This window comes from Stenotrophomonas riyadhensis (genome assembly GCF_040256885.1).
GTDB lineage: Bacteria > Pseudomonadota > Gammaproteobacteria > Xanthomonadales > Xanthomonadaceae > Stenotrophomonas > Stenotrophomonas riyadhensis.
The window spans coordinates 2,474,937-2,492,786 of record NZ_CP155568.1 but is presented as its reverse complement, the minus strand read 5'-3'; the positions used below and the strand labels follow the sequence as shown (position 1 = coordinate 2,492,786).

The 17,850-nt window shown below is 67.5% G+C and carries 18 protein-coding genes; 12 read left to right on the top strand and 6 right to left on the bottom strand.

The genetic code is table 11. The features are described 5' to 3' along the window. The 5 genes from SriyCCGPB3_RS11730 to SriyCCGPB3_RS11710 all read left to right on the top strand — a co-directional run bounded on the left by SriyCCGPB3_RS11730 (position 1) and on the right by SriyCCGPB3_RS11710 (position 4,140). Positions 1-552, top strand: coding sequence for a DUF3299 domain-containing protein (locus SriyCCGPB3_RS11730; RefSeq protein WP_032129459.1), 552 nt, complete (start codon positions 1-3; stop codon positions 550-552). Continuing rightward, complete coding sequence (locus SriyCCGPB3_RS11725; protein ID WP_248857752.1) at positions 542-1,156, top strand: DUF3299 domain-containing protein; 615 nt, start codon at positions 542-544, stop codon at positions 1,154-1,156. Before SriyCCGPB3_RS11730 ends, SriyCCGPB3_RS11725 begins: the two co-directional genes overlap by 11 nt. Beyond that, positions 1,156-1,902 carry a hypothetical protein gene (locus tag SriyCCGPB3_RS11720; RefSeq protein WP_350259273.1) on the top strand — a complete coding sequence of 249 codons (747 nt, stop codon included), beginning with the start codon at positions 1,156-1,158 and terminating at the stop codon, positions 1,900-1,902. The genes SriyCCGPB3_RS11725 and SriyCCGPB3_RS11720 overlap by 1 nt, the downstream gene beginning before the upstream one ends. Before the next feature lie 140 nt (positions 1,903-2,042). Then, positions 2,043-3,575, top strand: a complete 1,533-nt coding sequence (locus tag SriyCCGPB3_RS11715) for an MFS transporter (protein WP_164080251.1) — start codon at positions 2,043-2,045, stop codon at positions 3,573-3,575. A 4-nt stretch (positions 3,576-3,579) separates the two neighbouring features. Beyond that, a complete protein-coding gene (locus tag SriyCCGPB3_RS11710) occupies positions 3,580-4,140 on the top strand; it encodes a TetR/AcrR family transcriptional regulator (protein ID WP_350259272.1) in 561 nt (186 codons plus the stop codon). 93 nt (positions 4,141-4,233) lie between these two features. On the opposite strand, the gene SriyCCGPB3_RS11705 is transcribed toward SriyCCGPB3_RS11710, so the two are convergent. Next, positions 4,234-5,115 carry an AraC family transcriptional regulator gene (locus SriyCCGPB3_RS11705; RefSeq protein WP_350259271.1) on the bottom strand — a complete coding sequence of 294 codons (882 nt, stop codon included), beginning with the start codon at positions 5,113-5,115 and terminating at the stop codon, positions 4,234-4,236. Between the two features lie 106 nt (positions 5,116-5,221). Between SriyCCGPB3_RS11705 and SriyCCGPB3_RS11700 the strand changes: the two genes are divergently transcribed. Then, the gene (locus SriyCCGPB3_RS11700) at positions 5,222-5,758 is read left to right on the top strand and encodes a carboxymuconolactone decarboxylase family protein (protein ID WP_125893574.1); all 537 of its coding nucleotides are present in this window, start codon (positions 5,222-5,224) and stop codon (positions 5,756-5,758) included. A 70-nt stretch (positions 5,759-5,828) separates the two neighbouring features. On the opposite strand, the gene fdhD is transcribed toward SriyCCGPB3_RS11700, so the two are convergent. Then, complete coding sequence (gene fdhD, locus SriyCCGPB3_RS11695) at positions 5,829-6,668, bottom strand: formate dehydrogenase accessory sulfurtransferase FdhD (RefSeq protein ID WP_110712470.1); 840 nt, start codon at positions 6,666-6,668, stop codon at positions 5,829-5,831. A 242-nt stretch (positions 6,669-6,910) separates the two neighbouring features. Between fdhD and SriyCCGPB3_RS11690 the strand changes: the two genes are divergently transcribed. Both SriyCCGPB3_RS11690 and SriyCCGPB3_RS11685 read left to right on the top strand, forming a co-directional pair. Continuing rightward, positions 6,911-9,196: an FdhF/YdeP family oxidoreductase gene (locus SriyCCGPB3_RS11690; protein ID WP_350259270.1), complete on the top strand. Its 2,286-nt coding sequence runs from the start codon at positions 6,911-6,913 to the stop codon at positions 9,194-9,196. A gap of 477 nt (positions 9,197-9,673) precedes the next feature. Continuing rightward, the gene (locus SriyCCGPB3_RS11685; protein ID WP_350259269.1) at positions 9,674-10,213 is read left to right on the top strand and encodes a DUF411 domain-containing protein; all 540 of its coding nucleotides are present in this window, start codon (positions 9,674-9,676) and stop codon (positions 10,211-10,213) included. Between the two features lie 190 nt (positions 10,214-10,403). Here SriyCCGPB3_RS11685 and blaL1 read toward each other — a convergent pair whose 3' ends face one another. From blaL1 to SriyCCGPB3_RS11665, 4 genes are all read right to left on the bottom strand, one after another. Continuing rightward, complete coding sequence (gene blaL1 / locus SriyCCGPB3_RS11680) at positions 10,404-11,276, bottom strand: L1 family subclass B3 metallo-beta-lactamase (protein WP_350259268.1); 873 nt, start codon at positions 11,274-11,276, stop codon at positions 10,404-10,406. Positions 11,277-11,371: 95 nt separating this feature from the next. Continuing rightward, complete coding sequence (locus SriyCCGPB3_RS11675; protein ID WP_350259267.1) at positions 11,372-13,801, bottom strand: TonB-dependent receptor; 2,430 nt, start codon at positions 13,799-13,801, stop codon at positions 11,372-11,374. 70 nt (positions 13,802-13,871) lie between these two features. Next, positions 13,872-14,723, bottom strand: a complete 852-nt coding sequence (locus tag SriyCCGPB3_RS11670) for a FecR family protein (protein WP_350259266.1) — start codon at positions 14,721-14,723, stop codon at positions 13,872-13,874. After that, on the bottom strand, positions 14,720-15,244 hold the full coding sequence (locus SriyCCGPB3_RS11665) for an RNA polymerase sigma factor (RefSeq protein ID WP_153855444.1): 525 nt from the start codon (positions 15,242-15,244) through the stop codon (positions 14,720-14,722). The genes SriyCCGPB3_RS11670 and SriyCCGPB3_RS11665 overlap by 4 nt, the downstream gene beginning before the upstream one ends. A 203-nt stretch (positions 15,245-15,447) precedes the next feature. Between SriyCCGPB3_RS11665 and SriyCCGPB3_RS11660 the strand changes: the two genes are divergently transcribed. The 4 genes from SriyCCGPB3_RS11660 (at position 15,448) to SriyCCGPB3_RS11645 (ending at position 17,843) form a co-directional block, all read left to right on the top strand. Continuing rightward, positions 15,448-15,714 carry a hypothetical protein gene (locus SriyCCGPB3_RS11660; protein WP_350259265.1) on the top strand — a complete coding sequence of 89 codons (267 nt, stop codon included), beginning with the start codon at positions 15,448-15,450 and terminating at the stop codon, positions 15,712-15,714. A gap of 9 nt (positions 15,715-15,723) precedes the next feature. Then, positions 15,724-16,896, top strand: coding sequence for a low temperature requirement protein A (locus tag SriyCCGPB3_RS11655; protein ID WP_350259264.1), 1,173 nt, complete (start codon positions 15,724-15,726; stop codon positions 16,894-16,896). Positions 16,897-16,983: 87 nt separating this feature from the next. Beyond that, entirely contained in the window at positions 16,984-17,418 is a 435-nt protein-coding gene (locus SriyCCGPB3_RS11650; protein ID WP_049427888.1) for an EamA family transporter, read from the top strand. A gap of 32 nt (positions 17,419-17,450) precedes the next feature. Continuing rightward, the gene (locus tag SriyCCGPB3_RS11645; RefSeq protein WP_350259263.1) at positions 17,451-17,843 is read left to right on the top strand and encodes a DUF3224 domain-containing protein; all 393 of its coding nucleotides are present in this window, start codon (positions 17,451-17,453) and stop codon (positions 17,841-17,843) included. Positions 17,844-17,850 lie beyond the last annotated feature (7 nt).

Below are 17,850 nucleotides of genomic sequence, written 5' to 3'. Positions count from 1 at the left end.
ATGCGCTGGTTGCCGCTGTTGCCAATCTTGCTCGTGCTGACCGCCTGCGAACGCCCGGTCGATACCGGCGTGCAGGCGCTGACACCGTCGCCGGTGATCGATCGCGATGCCCCGGCAGCTGCCGAGGAACAGGAACTGGACTGGTTGCAGATGATGCCGAAGGAAGAACTGGCGGCGCTGGAGCGCGGCGAGGGTCCGGAGGTCGAGCACAACGGCAACCGGCGCATGCCGCAGTTTGGTACGTTCCGCACCGTTGACACCGTATTGCAGCGGCCGGTGCGCTTGCCGGGTTACGTGGTGCCGCTGGCCAACGCGCAGGACGGGCGGCTGACCGAATTCCTGTTCGTGCCGTACTACGGTGCCTGCATCCATGTGCCGCCGCCACCGCCGAACCAGATCGTGCACGTGGTGCTGCCGCGCCCGATCGAGATGCCGGACATGTATTCGCCGTTCTTCCTGGCCGGTACCCTGCGCGCCGAGCGGCTGGACGATGATCTGGCCGGCTCCGCCTACACTATGCGCGATGCGCAGCTGAGGCCGTATGAACCGTAGCGTCCTGATCGGATTGGCGTGTTGCCTGGGCTTGCTGGGGTGTACGCAGGCGGGTGGGGGCGCCACCACCGTCGCCGCAGCACCGGCACAGCCGGCCACGACCGAGGCGCCCATCGACCGCTGGGATGCACTGCGGCCCGACGAAGTGACCTACCAGCGCCCGCCGCCGCAGATCGGCCTGTCACGCAATGGCATGGACGGGGTGGGCGGGCTGATCGATGACACCGGCTCGGGCACGCCACCGGGGCAGGAGATCGACCATTCCAGCCCGGATCGCGCCAAGCAGTTCGGCTCTTCGCGCGTGGTCGACGCTGTCGACGGTCGCGCGGTGGATCTGGATGGCTACGTGGTGCCGCTGGGCACCAACGACGCGGGACTGGTCGAGGAACTGTTGTTCGTGCCGTTCTACGGGGCCTGCATCCATGTGCCGCCACCGCCACCGAACCAGATCATCCATGTGACCCTGGCCACGCCGATCGCACTGGGAGACCTGTGGGACCCGTACCGGCTTGCCGGCCGCCTGCAGGTCAAGCGATTCGATGCGGATATCGCCAGCGCGTCCTACGACGCGGCGGCGGCGACACTGACGGCGATCCACAATTGATGCGCACGCGTTCGATCATCGTTGCGGGCGTGTTGGTCACCAGCGTGGTGTTGCTGGTGTGGTGGCACCTGCGCGTCGACGTGACCGAGCCACCGGCGATCGCCTTCCCGGCACCCGCGACCGATGCCAGCCAGCGCATCGAACAACGCCTCGGCGAAGACCACGCTTTTCGCAACGACGTGCTGTTCCTGCTTGCGGCGACCTTGCGCGACCGTTGTCAGCCGGCACAGACGGGGCTGCTGGCGCGCATGGCCAATCGTGCATCGTTGCCGGTGTTGGCGGCGGTCAGTGCGGTGACCCAGCAGGATCCAACGCTGGACCGGCCGATCTACCAGTACATCCAGCATCGTGCCGACGCCACGCGCTGTGGCCAGCCGCTGCAGATGCCGTTGGCCGGCGGGCGCAGCATGCAGGTGGACATCGAACAGTACGCGCGCACCTTCCCGGACAGCTATTTCGATCCGCAGCGCAGCAGCGAACCGCGTGATTTCGGCGGCCTGTCGCTGCAGCAGCGGGCCGGTAACGCCTGCAACAGCGTGGTGTATTCGGTGTTGCCGCTGGGTGGCACCGATTGGCGATGCAGCAGCCTGCGCGCCAATGCCCGTGCGCGGGTGCGCGGGCTGTGCGAGGACGAGCTGCGGCGCCAACATGGGGCAACGGGCGGGGAGCTGGACATGGCCGTGGGGCAGGGCATGCAGGCAGCGGTGGTGTCCGCGATCGTCGCGTTGCCGGAAGACTGCCGGTAGCGCCGGGCCTGCCCGGCGCTACCGTTCTCCGGAACATGAACATTACCCGGGACGAAATCTGAACGTCTGGCGCCGTTGTCATAACTGTACAGGACATCCTGTATAGTTATGACGATAATCCGCCCCCATCAGGTTTCCCCATGGCTTTGTCCCAGCCCCTGGCCGGTGCTCCGGCCCTGTCGCGTGCCCGTCGCTGGGCGCTGTTGTTCACCGTCGCCGCCGGCCTGCTGCTGGTTACGCTCGACAACTCCGTGCTCTACACCGCACTACCCACCCTGACCGAGGAACTCTCGGCCAGTGCCGGCCAGGCACTGTGGATCATCAACGCCTATCCGCTGGTGATGGCCGGCCTGCTGCTGGGCGCGGGCACGCTGGGCGACCGCATCGGCCACCGCCGCATGTTCCTGATCGGCCTGGTCGTGTTCGGCCTTGCATCGCTGGCAGCGGCATTCGCCGACAGCGCCGCACAGCTGATCGCTGCCCGCGCGTTCCTGGCGGTCGGCGCGGCGGCGATGATGCCGGCCACGCTGGCCCTGATCGGCCTGAGCTTCCACGAAGAGCGTGAGCGCAACATCGCCATCGCGATCTGGGGTTCGGTGGCGATCGTCGGTGCGGGGCTCGGCCCGATCATCGGCGGCTGGCTGCTGCAGCACTTCTGGTGGGGCTCGGTGTTCCTGATCAACGTGCCGGTGGTGGTGGTGGCCTTCGTCGCTACGCTGCTGCTGGCGCCGGAGGGCCAGCGCGACACGTCGCGCCCCTGGGACATGGTGTCCTCGCTGCTGGCACTGGCCGCACTGTCTGGCCTGGTGCTGGCAATCAAGTCGTTGATCGCTACGCCGCCGTCGTATGCGCTGGGCGCAGGCGCGCTGCTGCTGGCCGTCGTCACTGGCGCGGCGTTCGCACGCCGCCAGCAGCAGCTGCCGTACCCGCTGCTGGACTTCGCGATCTTCCGCAATCCGGCGTTCCTGGCCGGTACGCTGTCGGCGGTGTTCACCCTGTTCGCGATGGCCGGCCTGCAGCTGGTCACCACCCAGCGCTTCCAGCTGGTGGCGGGCTTCACTCCGCTGCAGGCGGGCCTGCTGGTGTCGGTGGCGGCGCTGGGCAGCCTGCCGAGTGCACTGCTGGGCGGCAGCATCTTGCACCGTGTCGGCCTGCGTCCGCTGATCTGTGGTGGTCTGGCGGCTGGCGCCGTGGGTGTCGGTGTAGTGGCGTTCGGTTTCCCGCACGGCCTTGGCTGGGTGGTGGCTGGCATGGCCATTACCGGCTTTGGCATGGGCTCGGCCATCTCGGTGGCGTCCACCGCCATCCTCAACAATGTGCCGGCACACCGCGCAGGCATGGCCTCGTCGGTCGAAGAGGTGTCCTACGAATTCGGTGGCCTGCTGGCGGTGGCGATGCTGGGCAGCTTGAGCGCGGCGATGTACGGCGCCTTCCTGCCGGTCTCGGCCGACATGCCCGAGCTTGCCCGCGAAGGCTTCACCCAGGCGCTGCACGTGGCACGCGAAAGCGGGCAGGGCGAGTGGTTCGCGCTGGCCACGGCCGCGTATGACCGCGGCTACCAGATCGTGCTGCTGGTGATCACGGTGATGCTGGCGCTCGGTGCGACGATCATCGCGCGCCTGCTGCGCGGCCGCGTCGGCAGCCGCGAGGGCGCGGCCGATCGCGTAAAATGACGCGATGAGAACCAGCAAGCGCGACCGCATCCTCGACGCCGCCGTCAACGTGATCAATCGTGATGGCGTGCGCGCGGTGACCTTCGAGTCGGTGGCCGCCGAGGCCAAGCTGACCCGCGGCGGCCTGCTGTACCACTTTCCGTCGCGCGAGGCGCTGCTGCGCGGTATCGACGAGCACCTGGTGCAGGCCTGGGAGACGTCGATGGAAACGCTGCTGGGCAAGCGTGCGGAGGAAGCATCTGCGCTGGAGCGCTACCAGACCTTCGTGCGCGTCTCGGCGCAGAGCGCCACCCGTGCCGAACTGATGTTCATGCTTGAATCGGCCGACCCGGACGCCGATGAGCGTCCGTGGGGACCGGCTGTTCGGCGCTGGGCGCCGCTGCCACCGTCGGCCGGGCAGAATGACCCGGCCGCACTCGACAACTTCGTGGCGCGGCTGGCCGCCGATGGCCTGTGGATCTACGAGGCGATGTACGAAGGGCAGCTGGATGAAAGCGTGCGCGCCCAGGTGGCCGAACGCATCGCGGGGCTGCTGGCGAGGCCCGACGGGTCACCGCCCTTGTAGAGTCGAGCCATGCTCGACTGCTCGTCGGTCAGACAACGAAATCCCGCGCTCCGCGCGATAGTCGACCAGCGGTCGACGCTACCCCTCACCCATTTACCCGACCTGTGCTGCGGTCGCCGCCAACCACGCCCTGGGCGAAGCCCCCAACCGCTTGCGGAACGCCTTCGACAACGACGCGGTATCGGCAAACCCCACCTCGATCGCCACCTGCTTGACCGCCACGCCCGCACGCAACTGCGCGCAGGCCAGGCTCAGCCGCCAATCCAGCAGATAACTGGCCGGCGTCGCCTGCATCACCTCCTTGAACACCGCGGCGAAGGCACTGCGCGACATGCCGGCGGTCGCCGCCATGCGTGGCAGCGTCCATTCGTCCTGCGGCGCCTGGTGCATCGCCACCAGTGTGCGTGCCAGCCGCGCGTCGGACAGCCCGCGCATCAGCCCATGGCTGACGCCCGCCGCATCCGGATGGTCCACCACCCAGCGCAGGACCTGGATCAGCGCCACCTCGAACAGGCGGTTGGTCAGCAGCCGCGACCCGCAGCGCTGGCGGTCGGCCTCGGTGAACAGCAGGTGCAGGGTGTCGTCCAGTTCGCCGATCGCGGCCAGCGGCACCACCATCACCGGCGGCAGCGACTGCACGATGGGATTGCGCGCGCCGCCATCGAAATCGAGCGTCGCGCAGGTGAAGTCCGGGCCATCCAGTGGGGCATTGAAGAACACGTGGTGCAGCGGCTGCGGGTACAGCAACAGGCTGGGGGTGTCGATCTTCAACCGCGGCAGCGCGGTATCGCCATCGGGATGGCGCACCTCCATTTCACCCCGGCGCAGGATGTGCAGGAACGCACGACCGGGTTGCGGCTCGAACACCTGCCGTCCACACAGCGGGCCGCTGTGGAACAGCGCGGCCTGCACCCGGAAGCGTTCCAGAAGGGAGGAGAGGCGATCGGGCGCGGTGGTGTCGACGGGAATGCTCATGGACGCATGGACAAAATATATGGCTGATTTGGCCTGATTCGTCCAGTGAGTCTACCTAGGATGAGCGGGTCGTCCAATCCCGGGCGCTTTCCCAAGGAGATCCACCATGTCCCGTGTCCCCCTGATCGATGCCGCCAACACCACCGCCGACCGCCAGGCCCTGCTGGGCCAGGTCCACGCCGCGTTCGGCGCCACCCCGGCCATGTTCCGCGCCGTGGCCAATTCGCCGGCCGCCCTGCAGAGCATGTGGGGTTCGTTCGGCGCACTGGGCGGCGGTCGCCTGTCGCCGCTGCTGGGCGAGCAGATCGCCGTCGCCATCGCCAACCGCAATGCCTGCGAATACTGTCTGGCCGCGCACACGGCGCTGGGTCGCAAGGCCGGCGCCAGCAGCGAGCAGATGGCTGCCGCGCAGATCGGCCAGTCCAGCGATCCGGCCACTTCGGCGGCACTCGACTTCGCGCTGAAGGTGGTGGAGCAGCGTGCACAGATCACCGACGGTGATGTGCAGGCGTTGCGCGCAGCCGGCTTCGATGACGAGCAGATCGTCGAGATCCTCGCCCATGTGGCACTCAACCTGTTCACCAACTACGTCAACGTCGCGTTCGACGTGCCGGTGGACTTCCCGAAGGTGGCGCTGCGCTGAGATGCGGTTCGGCCCGGGTGGCAGTGGGCCGCCCGGGCCGGTCGAAATGGAGCAGACGGCGTGGTCGGCTCTACCTGTCGTCCGCCTGCAGCCGTTCGGGATGCGTATACACATTGAACCCGCTCTCCCGCGCGAACCCGACCAGGCACAGGCCGGCGCTGCGCGCCAGGTCGATCGCCAGCGCGGTCGGTGCCGACACCGCTGCCAGCACGCTGGCACCAGCGCGCACCGCCTTGCTGACCATTTCGTAGCTGGCGCGGCTGGAAATCACCAGCAAGCCGCCGTCTATGGCGTGCTCGTTGTGATGCAGGGCGCCGATCAGTTTGTCCAACGCGTTGTGGCGGCCCACGTCCTCGCGCACCCAGCCGATCCGCCCGCTGGCATCGGCCCAGGCCGCAGCGTGCGTCGATCCACTCACCGCATTCATCGGCTGATGCTGCGCCAGCGTGGCCAGCGCCCGCTGCAATGCGGCATGCGGATAGGTGCGGCGCTCGCGGATCTGCGGCAGCGGGCGCAGCACATCCTCCAGCTGCCGCGTGCCGCACAGGCCACAGCCACCGCGACCGGGCAGCAGGCGGCCATTGGCCGGATCCAGATCGGCACCGGGTGCATCCTCGGTCACGGTCATCTGCAGCTCGATGCCCTCCAGCTGCGGGCGCACCTCGATCAACAGCAGTTGCGAGGGCGCAGTGATCAGCCCCTCGCTGAGCGAGAAACCCAGCGCGAAGTCTTCCAGATCGCAGGGGGTGGCCATCATCACCGCGAAGGCGGCGCCGTTGTAGCGCAGTGCAACCGGAACTTCCTCGGCCACCACGTCGACCTGCTGCTGGTGCCCCTCGCTGCGCCAGCGCTGCAACGGGCGCTGCGCCGTGCCGGCAGGCGGGGTGTGCGGCGGGGTCGAGTCAGGCATGCAGCGCGTCCGGGCAAGGGAAATACGCAGGTGGTGAACCACCCACGGCTTCGAGAATAGCGCAGTGGCCGGGCGCTGACGCGGGTGTAACCGTTGTCATGACACGCTGTGCTGAAATCAGCGCCAGCCTCTGGCGCAGGGCCGTGCGCCGTGCTTGACTGTGGGGCTTGCCGGGCCGCCGAAAGGGCTGCTGGCCCGCAGTAAACGTGTGTTGTTGTGTTCCTCCCGCCAGGTTCCCGAACATGTCCGAGCAGAAGCCGCCGCGCTACAAGCCCTACAACCAGCCGGCCGGTGGCTGGGGTGCCGCCGGCGCCACGGCCAAGGTGCTGTTGCAGCAGAGCGTGATCGGCAAGGGCTCGAAGGCGCTGCTGGCGATGAACCAGCCCGGTGGCTTCAAGTGCCCCAGCTGCGCGTTCCCCGATGCCGACGAACGCAAGAAACTGGAATTCTGCGAGAACGGTGCCAAGGCGCTGGCCTGGGAAGCCACCCAGTTCCGTGCTGGCCGCGAGCTGTTCGCCCAGCACACGGTCACCGAGCTGATGGCGCAGACCGACTACTGGCTGGAGATGCAGGGCCGGCTGACCGAGCCGATGCGCTACGACGCGTCCACCGATCATTACGTTCCGTGCAGCTGGGACGAGGCGTTTGCCTTGATTGGCCGTCATCTGCAGGCGCTGGACAGCCCGCACCAGGCTGAGTTCTACACCTCCGGCCGCACGCCCAACGAAGCCGCGTTCCTGTATTCGATCTTCGTGCGCGAGTTCGGCACCAACAATTTCCCGGACTGCTCGAACATGTGCCACGAGCCGACCAGTCGCGGCCTGCCGCCGGCCATCGGCGTGGGCAAGGGCACCATCGTGCTGCAGGATTTCGAGCACGCCGAGGCGATCTTCGTGATCGGCCAGAACACCGGCACCAACTCGCCGCGGATGATGAGCAACCTGGTCGAGGCGCGCAAACGCGGCATCCCGATCGTGGCGGTCAACCCGATGCCCGAGCGTGCGCTGATCCGTTTCGCCGAACCGCAGGACATGGTGCAGATGGCCACGTTTGGTTCGACCGAGATCACCAGCGAGTTCGTGCACATCCGCATCGGCGGCGACCTGGCCCTGATCAAGGGCATGATGAAGGTGATGTTCGAACGCGAGGCGCAGGGCGAGCGTGTGCTCGACCATGAGTTCCTGGCCGAACACACCGTAGGCCTGGAGGCATTGCGCGAGGATGTGCTGGCGCAGGACTGGGAGGAGATCGTGCAGGTCTCCGGCATCTCCCAGGCGCAGATCCGCCGCTGCGCCGAGATCTACATCCGCTCCAAGGCCACCGTGATCTGCTACGGCATGGGTCTGACCCAGCATCAGTATGGTTCGACCCTGCTGCAGCAGGTGGCCAATCTGCTGATGCTGCGTGGCAACTTCGGCAAGCCCGGTGCCGGCATCGGGCCCATCCGTGGCCACTCCAACGTGCAGGGTGACCGCACCGTCGGCATTGACGAGAAACCCAAGCCGGCCTATCTGGACCGCGTGCAGCAGGTGTTCGGCTTCGAGCCGCCGCGTGAGCATGGTCACCACGTGGTCGAGTCGATCGAGGCAATGCTGGATGGCAGCGCCAAGGTGTTCATCGGCCTGGGCGGCAATTTCATCCATGCGGTGCCCGACACGCCGCGTGCGTACGAGGCGATGCGCGGCCTGGAGCTGACGGTCGGCATCGCCACCAAGCTCAACCGCGGCCATCTGGTACATGGCCGCGATGCGCTGATCCTGCCGGTGGTGGCGCGCTCGGAGCGCATCGTCACGCCGGCCGGCGAGCAGTTCGTCACCATCGAAGACGCCATGTCCAATGTCACCGCCTCGCGCGGTGTGCTGGAACCGGTCAGCACGGACGTGCTCCCGGAGGTCGAGATCGTCTGCCGCATGGCGATGGCAACATTGCCGCACAGCAAGGTCGACTGGGCGGGGTGCATGCATGACTACGCTCCCATCCGCGAGCTGATCGCGGCGGTGTACCCGGAGGTCTACACCGGCTTCAACGAGCGCATCCAGCAGCCGCACGGCTTCCACCTGGACATTCCGCCGCGCCGCCGGGTGTGGCCCACGCCCAACGGCAAGGCCAACATCCTGGTGATGCCAGGCCTGGACGTGGACGCGCCGGTGGACGATCCCGGGATGCTGCGGTTGGCCACGGTGCGCTCGCACGACCAGTACAACACCACCATCTACAGCTACAACGACCGCTACCGCGGCGTGTACAACGATCGCATGGTGCTGTTCATGAACATCGAGGACCGGCTGGCGCGCGGGCTGGAGAAGGAGGCGTTGGTCTGCCTGGAGACGATCAGCGGCGATGGCGTGCAGCGGCGCATCGAAGGCCTGACCGTGCTGGATTACCCGATGCCGCGCGGCGCCCTGGCCGGTTACTACCCGGAACTGAACCCGTTGTTGCCGCTGGACTACTACGATCGGGTCAGCGGTACCCCAGCGGCCAAGTCGATCCCGGTGCGGATGAGCGCAATGGTGGCGGCGATTGCGTGATGCGTTCATCGGCTATCATCGTCCGGTGAACCTGCCTGGCCTGCTGCTGCGATGGATGCTCCTCCTTGCCCTGGTGCTGAACGCACCGGCGCTTGCGATTGCCTCATCCTCGTACGCGGCGCAGTCCAGCGCGGACCATTGCGCCGCACCGCATTCGGCGGCCATGGCCGGATGCTGCGACGAGGCAGCATCAACGGTCTGCCAGAGCAATGAGTGCGAATGCCCGCCGGCCAGCCTCGGCATGCTGGCCACCCTGAGCGGAACGCCAGCGTCACCCTGGCGTGAGGCGCCTTTGCCAGCCAGCGCCCAGCAACGCGCACCGCCGCCGTTGCCGGATCCGCTACGGCCTCCCATCGTGTGATTCCCTGCAGGCCTCAAGCGCCTGCCGTAGCTGCTCGACTCATTCTCGACTCTGCCTGTGCCTTCGATGCGCAGGCAGCGGGCCGCGTTGCCCGCATCTGCAAAGGAATCAACACCATGAACCGTTCTCTCTCCCTCGGCCTGCTGCTGGGCACCGTACTGGCCACGACCGCCTGCGCACGCGCTGCCGAAGAATCGCCTGCCGCGCCGGTTGCCAGCGAAACCCCGGCCGCACCGATCAAGTCCAGCCCGTCGAAGGTGGATCCGGCACTGCCCATCGCCATCGTGCACAAGACCGCAAGCTGCGGCTGCTGCGGTATCTGGGTCGACCACCTGAAGGCTGCCGGCTTCCAGGTGGATGTGCGCGATACCGATGACATGAACCCGATCAAGGTCCGGCTGGGTGTGCCGGTCGGCAAGGCCTCCTGCCACACCGCCGAGATCGGTGGCTACGTGGTTGAAGGCCATATCCCGGCCGAGGACATCAAGCGACTGCTGGCGGAGCGGCCGGCAGCGCGCGGCCTGGTGTTGCCGGGCATGCCGGCCGGCTCGCCGGGCATGGAAATGCCGGACGGCTACGTGCAGCCGTATACCGTCGAGCTGGTACGCACCGATGGCACCACCGAGCCGTTCGCGCAGCACGGCCAGGGCGGCTGATGGTCGCGGGTGCCGGTCGTCCTGACCGGCACCCTTCGGAGAGCCGAGCCCACCCTCGGCGTGCTCTTTGTAGAGTCGAGCCATGCTCGACTTGCCCCTTGCAGAGTCGAGCCACGCTCGGCTTGCCCTTTGTAGAGTCGAGCCATGCTCGACTGCTCTGCTTCAGTCGAGCAAGCTCGACTCTACAAAATCAACGGGCGCGGGCTGTTTCCTTGGCCAGCTGCACGTCGAACTTCTGTTCGGCCGCATCCGCGTAGGCCTTGCAGGTCAGCGCCTTGGCGTTGGCCTTGCTGCCCGCGGCGTAGTCCCAGTTGCTGGCACCCGGATGCGGTGTCAGCAACACGTCGCAGGGCAGCGCCCGCACCGTCGCTAAGCTGTGCCTGTAATCCTCGATCAGGTGCGGATAACGGGGGTTGCCCTGCAGCTGGTAGCCCGGTGCACTCAGGCTGTCGGCGTAGGCGATGCGCACCGGCTTGCCATCGCGGCTATCGGTCCAGGTCCATGCGGTGCTGCCCGGGGTGTGCCCCGGCATGAAGTGCGCAGTGAACGCGATGCCGCCCACCGTGACCACTTCGCCATCCATGACGATGCGGTCTGCATTGGCAGGTGGGTAGGTGATGCCATCACCGAAGTGCAGATCGTCGCTGCCACCGCGCGCCAGCAGCACCGCCGATTCGGCGTTGGCCGCTACTTTGGCACCGGTACGGCGCTTCAGCTCCGCCACCGGCCCGGCATGGTCGGCGTGTGCGTGGCTGAGCAGGATCAGCCGCAGGTCCTGCGGCGCCACGCCGCGCACCTTCATGTTGCTGATGAGGTGGCCGGCCATCTGCGGCATGCCGCCGTCGAGCAGCACCGCGCCGTCAGCGGTCTGCACCAGCAGGGCGGTCAGGTCCTGCGTGCCGATCTGCCAGGTGTGGTCGGCAATCTGCAGCGGTGCCATCGGCTGCAGCCACGAGGCGTCCACGGTGTAGGCCCGCAGCTGCGGCAGTGGTGTCTCGGCGCCACTGGCGTGCGCGATCGGGAGAGCAGTGACCAGGGCGAAGGCGAGCGGGGAAAAACGCATGGTTCACGTCCGTTTGAAGGAGGCCCAGAAACTAGCATGGGCCTCCTTCATCGCGTCGCGCATAGATTTCATGGCTCCCATAAGGGCGCCATGGATCAGTACCGGTACTGCCACCCCAGCGTCAGCACCCGGCCGCGGCCCGAGAAATAGCTTGGGTTCGACGGTGTGGTCTGCGAGTAATAGCTGATGTACTGCTTGTTCGCCAGGTTCTGCACGCCCAGCGTGAAGGCGTGCTTGTCCAGCGCATAGCGTGCGACCAGATCCACCGTGGTGTAGCCCTTGAACTCGGCCACGCGTGCCCCCTGCAGGTCGAAGTCGCGGTCGAAGGCATGGCTGGCCTGCAGGCGGGTGCTCAGCTGCGGCGTCCAATTCTGTTCCCAGAATGCCGTCAGCCGGTTTGGCGCGATGTTGACGCCAGCTAGATCGCTGTCGAGACGCCCATCGACGTTGGCGTCGTAGCGGCCGTTGGCGCGCGCGTAGCCCAGGCCCAGCCGGCTGTCGCCCAGGCGCAGGCGCAGGTTGCTTTCGAAGCCTTCCACGCGGGTGGCCTGGCGCTGCACCGCATAGGCGTCGATGCCCGGATCGTAGATCAGTACCGAGCCCAGCTTGGATTCGGAGGTGTAGTAGGCGATGTCACCGCTGAAACGGCCATCGTCGTATTCCAGGCCGATCTCGCGGTTGTCCGACACCACCGGTGACAGATCAATCAGATTGTCCACGCGTTGGCCGTCGCGATTGATTGCACGCAGCACACGGCCAACGTCGGCCACGGTGTAGCCTTCCGAATACGAGGCGTAGGCGTTGAGGCGATCGTTGATGTACCAGACCGCGCCGAAGTTGGGCAGGGTCTCGCTCATGGTCGGCTTGCCGCCGGCCACCTTGCGTGCGCCGTAGCGGGGCAGGGTGGTGTAGTCGCCTACTTCCAGCTCGCCCTTTTCGTAGCGCAGGCCGCCGGACAGCATCAGGTGGTCGGTTGGCCACCAGTGCAGCTGCAGCAGTGGCGACAGGCTCTGGTAGGTGGTCTGCGGCACCCAGTTCATGCCACTGGCCAGCAGCACCTGGTGGGTGCGATCGCGCAGGCCGTCCAGGCCCAGGGTCACGTCCAGCGTGGTGTCGGCGATGCGGGCCCAGCTCTGGGTCAGCTTGAAGCCGCGCTTGTCCGATTCGTTCTGGGTCTGGTCCCAGGCGGCGTTGGCGCCGGTGTTGCCCCACGGGTCCCACTGGCTGGCGCCATAGCGGCCTTCGAAGTCCACCGCGAAGGCCTGCGCCTGGAAGCGGCCACCGAGCAGGTCGGCGGCGCTGTAGTCCAGCGTCAACGAACGCGAGCGGTTCATCGGCGGCTCCAGCGGGGTATCGCCGGGCACCGAAATGGTCGGGCGGCCGGTGCGGTAATCACCGTTCACCGCCAGGTAGTTGTCCAGCCCGCGCAGCTCGTAGCGGTTGGCCATCAACTGCAGGCGGTGGCCCTCGGCAATGTTCCAGCCCAGCTTGGCGAACACGTTCGACGAGGTCGAATCCATCAGTTCGCCCTGCGCGTTGGTGCCGATCGAACGGCCCTCGCCGTCATGGAACAGCCCCTGCTTCTCGTAGGCGAGGCCGGCAACCAGGTCGAACTGCTCGCCGCGCATGCCGACCAGTGCCGAGCCGCGCTGGCCGTTGTCATCACGGCGGCTGGGCAGCGCCGAGCTGTAGCTGATGTTGGTATCGAGCAGGAAGGCGCCCGGCTCGCTGGGCGCGCTGCGGGTGATGATGTTGACGATGCCACCGGTACCGCCGATGCCCTGCAGTGCGTTGGCACCGTGGATGACCTCGATGCGTTCGATCATCGCCGGATCGATGGTGTGCGAATCACGGGAACCATCGCGCAGCGGCGTCGACTGCGGCACGCCGTCGACCATGTACAGGATGCCGCGGCCACGCATGGTTTCGCCGTAGTTGGACATCTTCTCGCGCGCCGGGGCAAACGCCGGGATCTGCGCCGACAGCACGCGCGAGACATCCGAGCCCAGCGCCAGCTGCTGCGCGATGTCCTCGCGGGTCAGCACGGTGATGGTGTTGGGCATCGCAGTCTCACCCTGCGGCATGCGCGCGGTCGAGGCCGATACCGTGACGCGGGCCAGCGAAGTGGTCGTGGCCGGGGACGCTGCCGATGACGCGGCCCGGGCCGGAGCGCGGGGCTTGGGCGATGCTGGCGCGGCACTCACCACGAACACCCCCGGCGAGCGCTCCTGCAGCGTCAGACCGTGCCCGGCCAGCAGGCGCTGCAGCGCGTCGCGCGGGGTGTAGCGGCCATCCAGCGCCGGGGCCGTGCGGCCGCTCACGCTGTCGGCCGCGAACAACAGCTGGATGCCAGTCTGACGGGCCAGTGTGTTGAGCGAGGCCTGCAGCGAACCCGCTGGCAGATGCAGCTCCACGGGCGCGGACGCGGTGGTCTGCGCGGCAGCGGGCAGTGCGGCGCAGAGGCAGGCGGCGAGCAGGGTGGGGGTCAGCCGGCGCAGGGCGGCGGGCAGAACGGGGCGGGTCATGCGGGGTCCTTCGGAGGGGTTCAAGCACCTGCCGGATGGGACGGCGCGCAACCCACCCTGGTGATGCCGATCAATCGCGTCGGCGCAGATGCAGGCTGCCATCGCCTGCCGTATGCACCTGTACCGGCAGGATGTCCGGCAACAACGCCACGGCGGTCTCGGCGCGGTCGGCATCGAAGACGCCCGAGACTTTCAGCGGGCCCAGCGTCGGGTCGTCCAGCACGATCGGACGGTCGTGGTAGCGCTGCAGGACCCGCAGCACCTCGGCCAGCGGCAGTTGATCGAACTGCAGCCGGCCATGGGTCCAGTCGGCCTGGTCCGGGTCGATCGCTTCCGGTGGAGAGATCGACCCGGGCTGGGCCAGCAGGCGCTGCCCGGGTGCCAGGCGCTGCTCGCTGGTGCCACCCTCAACGCGCACGCCCACGTCGCCGCGCCAGAGCGTCACTTCGCTCAGCTCACCCTGGCGATCCACGTCGAACACCGTGCCGTAGTTGCGTACATGCACCGGCCCGGCGTCCACCTCGAAGCGTCGCCACCCCGAGTGCTGCACCTCGAATCGTGCGCGCCCCTGCATCAGCACCACCTGCCGCGAACGCAGATGACGACGGACCTGCAGGTGGGTGCCGGCGTCGAGCAGCAGGTGGCTGCCGTCGGCCAGATCCAGTTCGCGACGCTCACCCACGGCGGTGCGATGGTCCTGCACCTGCCAGGCTGGGTCGATCAGCAGCAGGGCGGTGACCACCAGTCCAAGTGCGGGCAGCACAACCCTGGCCGTGCGGCCGCCGCGACGACGCTGGAGCACCTGCGGGTCCGGCAACGGAAAGCGCTCCTTCAGGGCGTCCCGATGCTGGTCGAGCACCTCGTCGGTGGACGGCGCCTGCGACGGCTGCGGTCGCGCGGGGGGCTCGGGTGCGCGGCTCATGAGCGTGCGGCCTGCTGGTGGCAGTCAGCCATGGCCAGGCGCAGGTGGCGTTCCACCGCCTTCAGGCCGATGCCCATCCGCTGCGCGACCTCCGCCTGGGGCAGTTCATGGATCTTGTGCAGGATGAAAACCTGCTGGCGCCGGCATGGCATCCGCGCAATGGTGACGCTCAGGCGCTCCAGCGCCTGCTGGCCCTGGGCCTGCTGCTCGGGCCCCGGGCAGGGGCAGGCCCCTTCGGGCAGCTCGGCGCGTGGTTCCACCCAATGCCGGCGCAGATCCTCGGCGCGGCAGCGATCAACCGCAGCGTCGTGGGCGATCCGGCGCAGCAGTGCGATCGGCTGCCGTGCGTCGGGCACGGCCGGGCGTTCCAGCAGGCGCACACAGACATCATGCACCACCTCGCGGGCCAGTCCGGGTGAACGGAAACGACGGCGCAGGTAGTCCACCAGTTCCTCGTAGTGGCGCACCAGCGAAGACACCAGTGGCAGCACAGGTGGGTGGGATGAGGGCAGCTGGGACATCCGGACAGGCAGCAAGGGCGAAGGGTGGGCGCGGGGAGGCATCCCTGCGCGATGACGCAATACTAATGGGAACCGTTCGCGTTTGCTATGTGTGGCGGATCCTGCCGATTGTTCGCGGCGGCTGGAAGGTGAAACCACGATCATCGGCTGGAGCGCAGAATCGGCCCGGGCTAGCCTGCCTGCAGGCTCAAGGAGATCGATACATGCACGTGCTTCTGGTGATCACCGCGGGCATCCTGCTGCTGGGGGTGTTCCTGCTGTTCGGCCATCTCTGGAGCGTGGGCAGCTCGCAGCTGCCCACCGCGCTGGTCGCGTTCATCGCCACCTGGCTGGTGGTGGCCGTGGCCAACATGTGGGTAGGCGTCAGCAAGGCCGGCTATGCGGTACGCGAGGAGCTGCCGATCCTGCTGCTGGTGTTCGCGGTGCCGGCATTGCTGGCCGGTGTCCTGTACTGGCGCCTGGCGCGCTGAAGGAGTGCCATGAGTCCCCGACTGCGCCTGCCCGCGCTGCGCCACCGCGATGGCCATCATGCCCGTGTGACCTACGAAGAGCTGTTCTTCGACCTGGTCTACGTGTTTGCCGTTACCCAGCTCAGCCACCACCTGCTGCACCACCTGGACCTGGCCGGCGTGCTGCAGACCCTGGTGCTGTGGTTCGCAGTCTGGCTGGGCTGGCAGTACGCCTGCTGGGTCAGCAACTGGTTTGATCCACAGGCGCCACGCATCCGTGGCCTGTTGTTCGCCACCATGCTGCTGGCGCTGTTGATGTCCTCATCCATCCCCGAGGCGTTCGACGATCGCGCGTGGATGTTCGCCGGTGCCTACGTCACGATGCAGGTCGGGCGAACGGCCTTCGTGCTGCTCGAGGTTGGCCGCAACCATCCGTTGGCGCCGAACTTCCGCCGCATGCTGGCCTGGGTGAGCGTTTCGGCCTGCTTCTGGCTGGCGGGCGCTGCGGCCGAAGGTCCTCTGCGGCTGGCGTTGTGGGCGATGGCGGTGGCCTGCGAGTACATTTCGCCGATGTTCGGCTTTGCATTCCCGGGCATGGGGCGTTCGCACACCCGGGACTGGACCATCGAGGGTGGCCACCTGGCCGAACGCTGCCAGCTGTTCGTCATCGTCGCACTGGGCGAGACCCTGCTGGCCACCGGCGGCGTACTCAGTGAGGTCGAGCACTGGAGCGGGGAGGTGGTATCGGCGGTGTTGGCCACGTTCGCCGGCACCATCGCCATGTGGTGGCTGTACTTCGGCATCTCCAGCCACGATGCCACCGAGGCCATCAGCCACGCCGAAGATCCCGGTCGGATGGGCGCCAACTTCCACTACGTGCATGCACTGCTGATCGCCGGCATCATCGCCACGGCCGTCGGCAACGATCTGGTCATGGATCATCCCGGCGCGGCGGTCACCCCGGTGTACGCCACCGTGCTGGTGGCGGGCCCGTTGATCTACCTGCTGGGGAGCGCCCTGTACAAGCGGGTGGTGTATGGGCGTGCGCCCTGGTCGCATCTGTTCGGTGCCGTGGCGCTGGTGGTGCTGGGCGTGCTGTTGCCGCAGACCCATCTGCTGGCCGCCGGTTGGCTGACCAGTGCGGTGCTGCTGGCGGTGGGGCTGATGGATACGCGCTTGAAGCAGCGCCTGCAGCGCGCCTGATCCGCACGGCGGCCGGTACTGCTTGCGCAGGCGGGCGATGAGAGTAGCGTGGGCAGTGGGTGCTCTGGGAACCGGGAGTGGCACAGCATGCAGAACGTTCCGCAGTGGCTGGTCTGGGCCGGCCTGTCAGCCTGCTTCGCCGCGCTGACCGCGCTGTTCGCCAAGGTGGGCGTCAAGGGCGTCGACTCGGACCTGGCCATGGCCATCCGCACCCTGGTGGTGGCGGCGGTGATCCTGCCGCTGGTGGTGGTCACCGGCAAATGGTCCAATCCGTTGCTGCTGCCCGGGCGCACGCAGCTGTTCCTGGTGCTGTCGGCACTGGCCACCGGTGCGTCGTGGCTGTTCTACTTCCGCGCGCTGCAGAGTGGCGAGCTGGCCAAGGTGGCGGTGGTCGACAAATTCAGCGTGGTGCTGGTGATCGTGCTCGCCTATCTGTTGCTGGGTGAACGTCCGACCCTGCGGGAATGGAGCGGCATCGGCCTGGTGGTGGCCGGGGTGATCGTACTGGCGACGAAGAAGTAGCAGCATTCCATCCAACAACGGGGGAGCGCAGGATGCAGGGCGAGGCACGCGGCACCTTTGACGTAACGCTGCTGCCGATCGGTGGCAAGGACAGTCCGATCGGGGTGATGTCCATCGACAAGACATTCCATGGTGACCTGCAGGGCAGCAGCGTCGGCCAGATGCTGGCGTTCCGCACGCCGGTGCAGGGTTCGGCGGGCTACGTGGCGATGGAACGGGTGACGGCCACGCTGGCCGGGCGCGAGGGTGCATTCACCCTGCAGCACAACGGCGTGATGACCCGCGGTGTTCCGGAGCTGAGCGTGATCGTGGTGCCCGATTCCGGCAGCGAAGGGCTGCTCGGCCTGACCGGCACGCTGGAGATCACCATCAGCGACGGTCGCCACGACTACCGGCTGCAGTACACGCTGCCTGACCCGGAGTAGGACTGAC

Excerpts from the sequence above, each read along its gene's own strand:
- SriyCCGPB3_RS11730 (WP_032129459.1), top strand. The coding sequence starts at position 1 with ATGCGCTGGTTGCCGCTGTTGCCAATCTTGCTCGTGCTGACCGCCTGC.
- SriyCCGPB3_RS11725 (WP_248857752.1), top strand. The coding sequence starts at position 542 with ATGAACCGTAGCGTCCTGATCGGATTGGCGTGTTGCCTGGGCTTGCTG.
- SriyCCGPB3_RS11720 (WP_350259273.1), top strand. The coding sequence starts at position 1,156 with ATGCGCACGCGTTCGATCATCGTTGCGGGCGTGTTGGTCACCAGCGTG.
- SriyCCGPB3_RS11715 (WP_164080251.1), top strand. The coding sequence starts at position 2,043 with ATGGCTTTGTCCCAGCCCCTGGCCGGTGCTCCGGCCCTGTCGCGTGCC.
- SriyCCGPB3_RS11710 (WP_350259272.1), top strand. The coding sequence starts at position 3,580 with ATGAGAACCAGCAAGCGCGACCGCATCCTCGACGCCGCCGTCAACGTG.
- SriyCCGPB3_RS11705 (WP_350259271.1), bottom strand. The coding sequence starts at position 5,115 with ATGAGCATTCCCGTCGACACCACCGCGCCCGATCGCCTCTCCTCCCTT.
- SriyCCGPB3_RS11700 (WP_125893574.1), top strand. The coding sequence starts at position 5,222 with ATGTCCCGTGTCCCCCTGATCGATGCCGCCAACACCACCGCCGACCGC.
- fdhD (WP_110712470.1), bottom strand. The coding sequence starts at position 6,668 with ATGCCTGACTCGACCCCGCCGCACACCCCGCCTGCCGGCACGGCGCAG.
- SriyCCGPB3_RS11690 (WP_350259270.1), top strand. The coding sequence starts at position 6,911 with ATGTCCGAGCAGAAGCCGCCGCGCTACAAGCCCTACAACCAGCCGGCC.
- SriyCCGPB3_RS11685 (WP_350259269.1), top strand. The coding sequence starts at position 9,674 with ATGAACCGTTCTCTCTCCCTCGGCCTGCTGCTGGGCACCGTACTGGCC.
- blaL1 (WP_350259268.1), bottom strand. The coding sequence starts at position 11,276 with ATGCGTTTTTCCCCGCTCGCCTTCGCCCTGGTCACTGCTCTCCCGATC.
- SriyCCGPB3_RS11675 (WP_350259267.1), bottom strand. The coding sequence starts at position 13,801 with ATGACCCGCCCCGTTCTGCCCGCCGCCCTGCGCCGGCTGACCCCCACC.
- SriyCCGPB3_RS11670 (WP_350259266.1), bottom strand. The coding sequence starts at position 14,723 with ATGAGCCGCGCACCCGAGCCCCCCGCGCGACCGCAGCCGTCGCAGGCG.
- SriyCCGPB3_RS11665 (WP_153855444.1), bottom strand. The coding sequence starts at position 15,244 with ATGTCCCAGCTGCCCTCATCCCACCCACCTGTGCTGCCACTGGTGTCT.
- SriyCCGPB3_RS11660 (WP_350259265.1), top strand. The coding sequence starts at position 15,448 with ATGCACGTGCTTCTGGTGATCACCGCGGGCATCCTGCTGCTGGGGGTG.
- SriyCCGPB3_RS11655 (WP_350259264.1), top strand. The coding sequence starts at position 15,724 with ATGAGTCCCCGACTGCGCCTGCCCGCGCTGCGCCACCGCGATGGCCAT.
- SriyCCGPB3_RS11650 (WP_049427888.1), top strand. The coding sequence starts at position 16,984 with ATGCAGAACGTTCCGCAGTGGCTGGTCTGGGCCGGCCTGTCAGCCTGC.
- SriyCCGPB3_RS11645 (WP_350259263.1), top strand. The coding sequence starts at position 17,451 with ATGCAGGGCGAGGCACGCGGCACCTTTGACGTAACGCTGCTGCCGATC.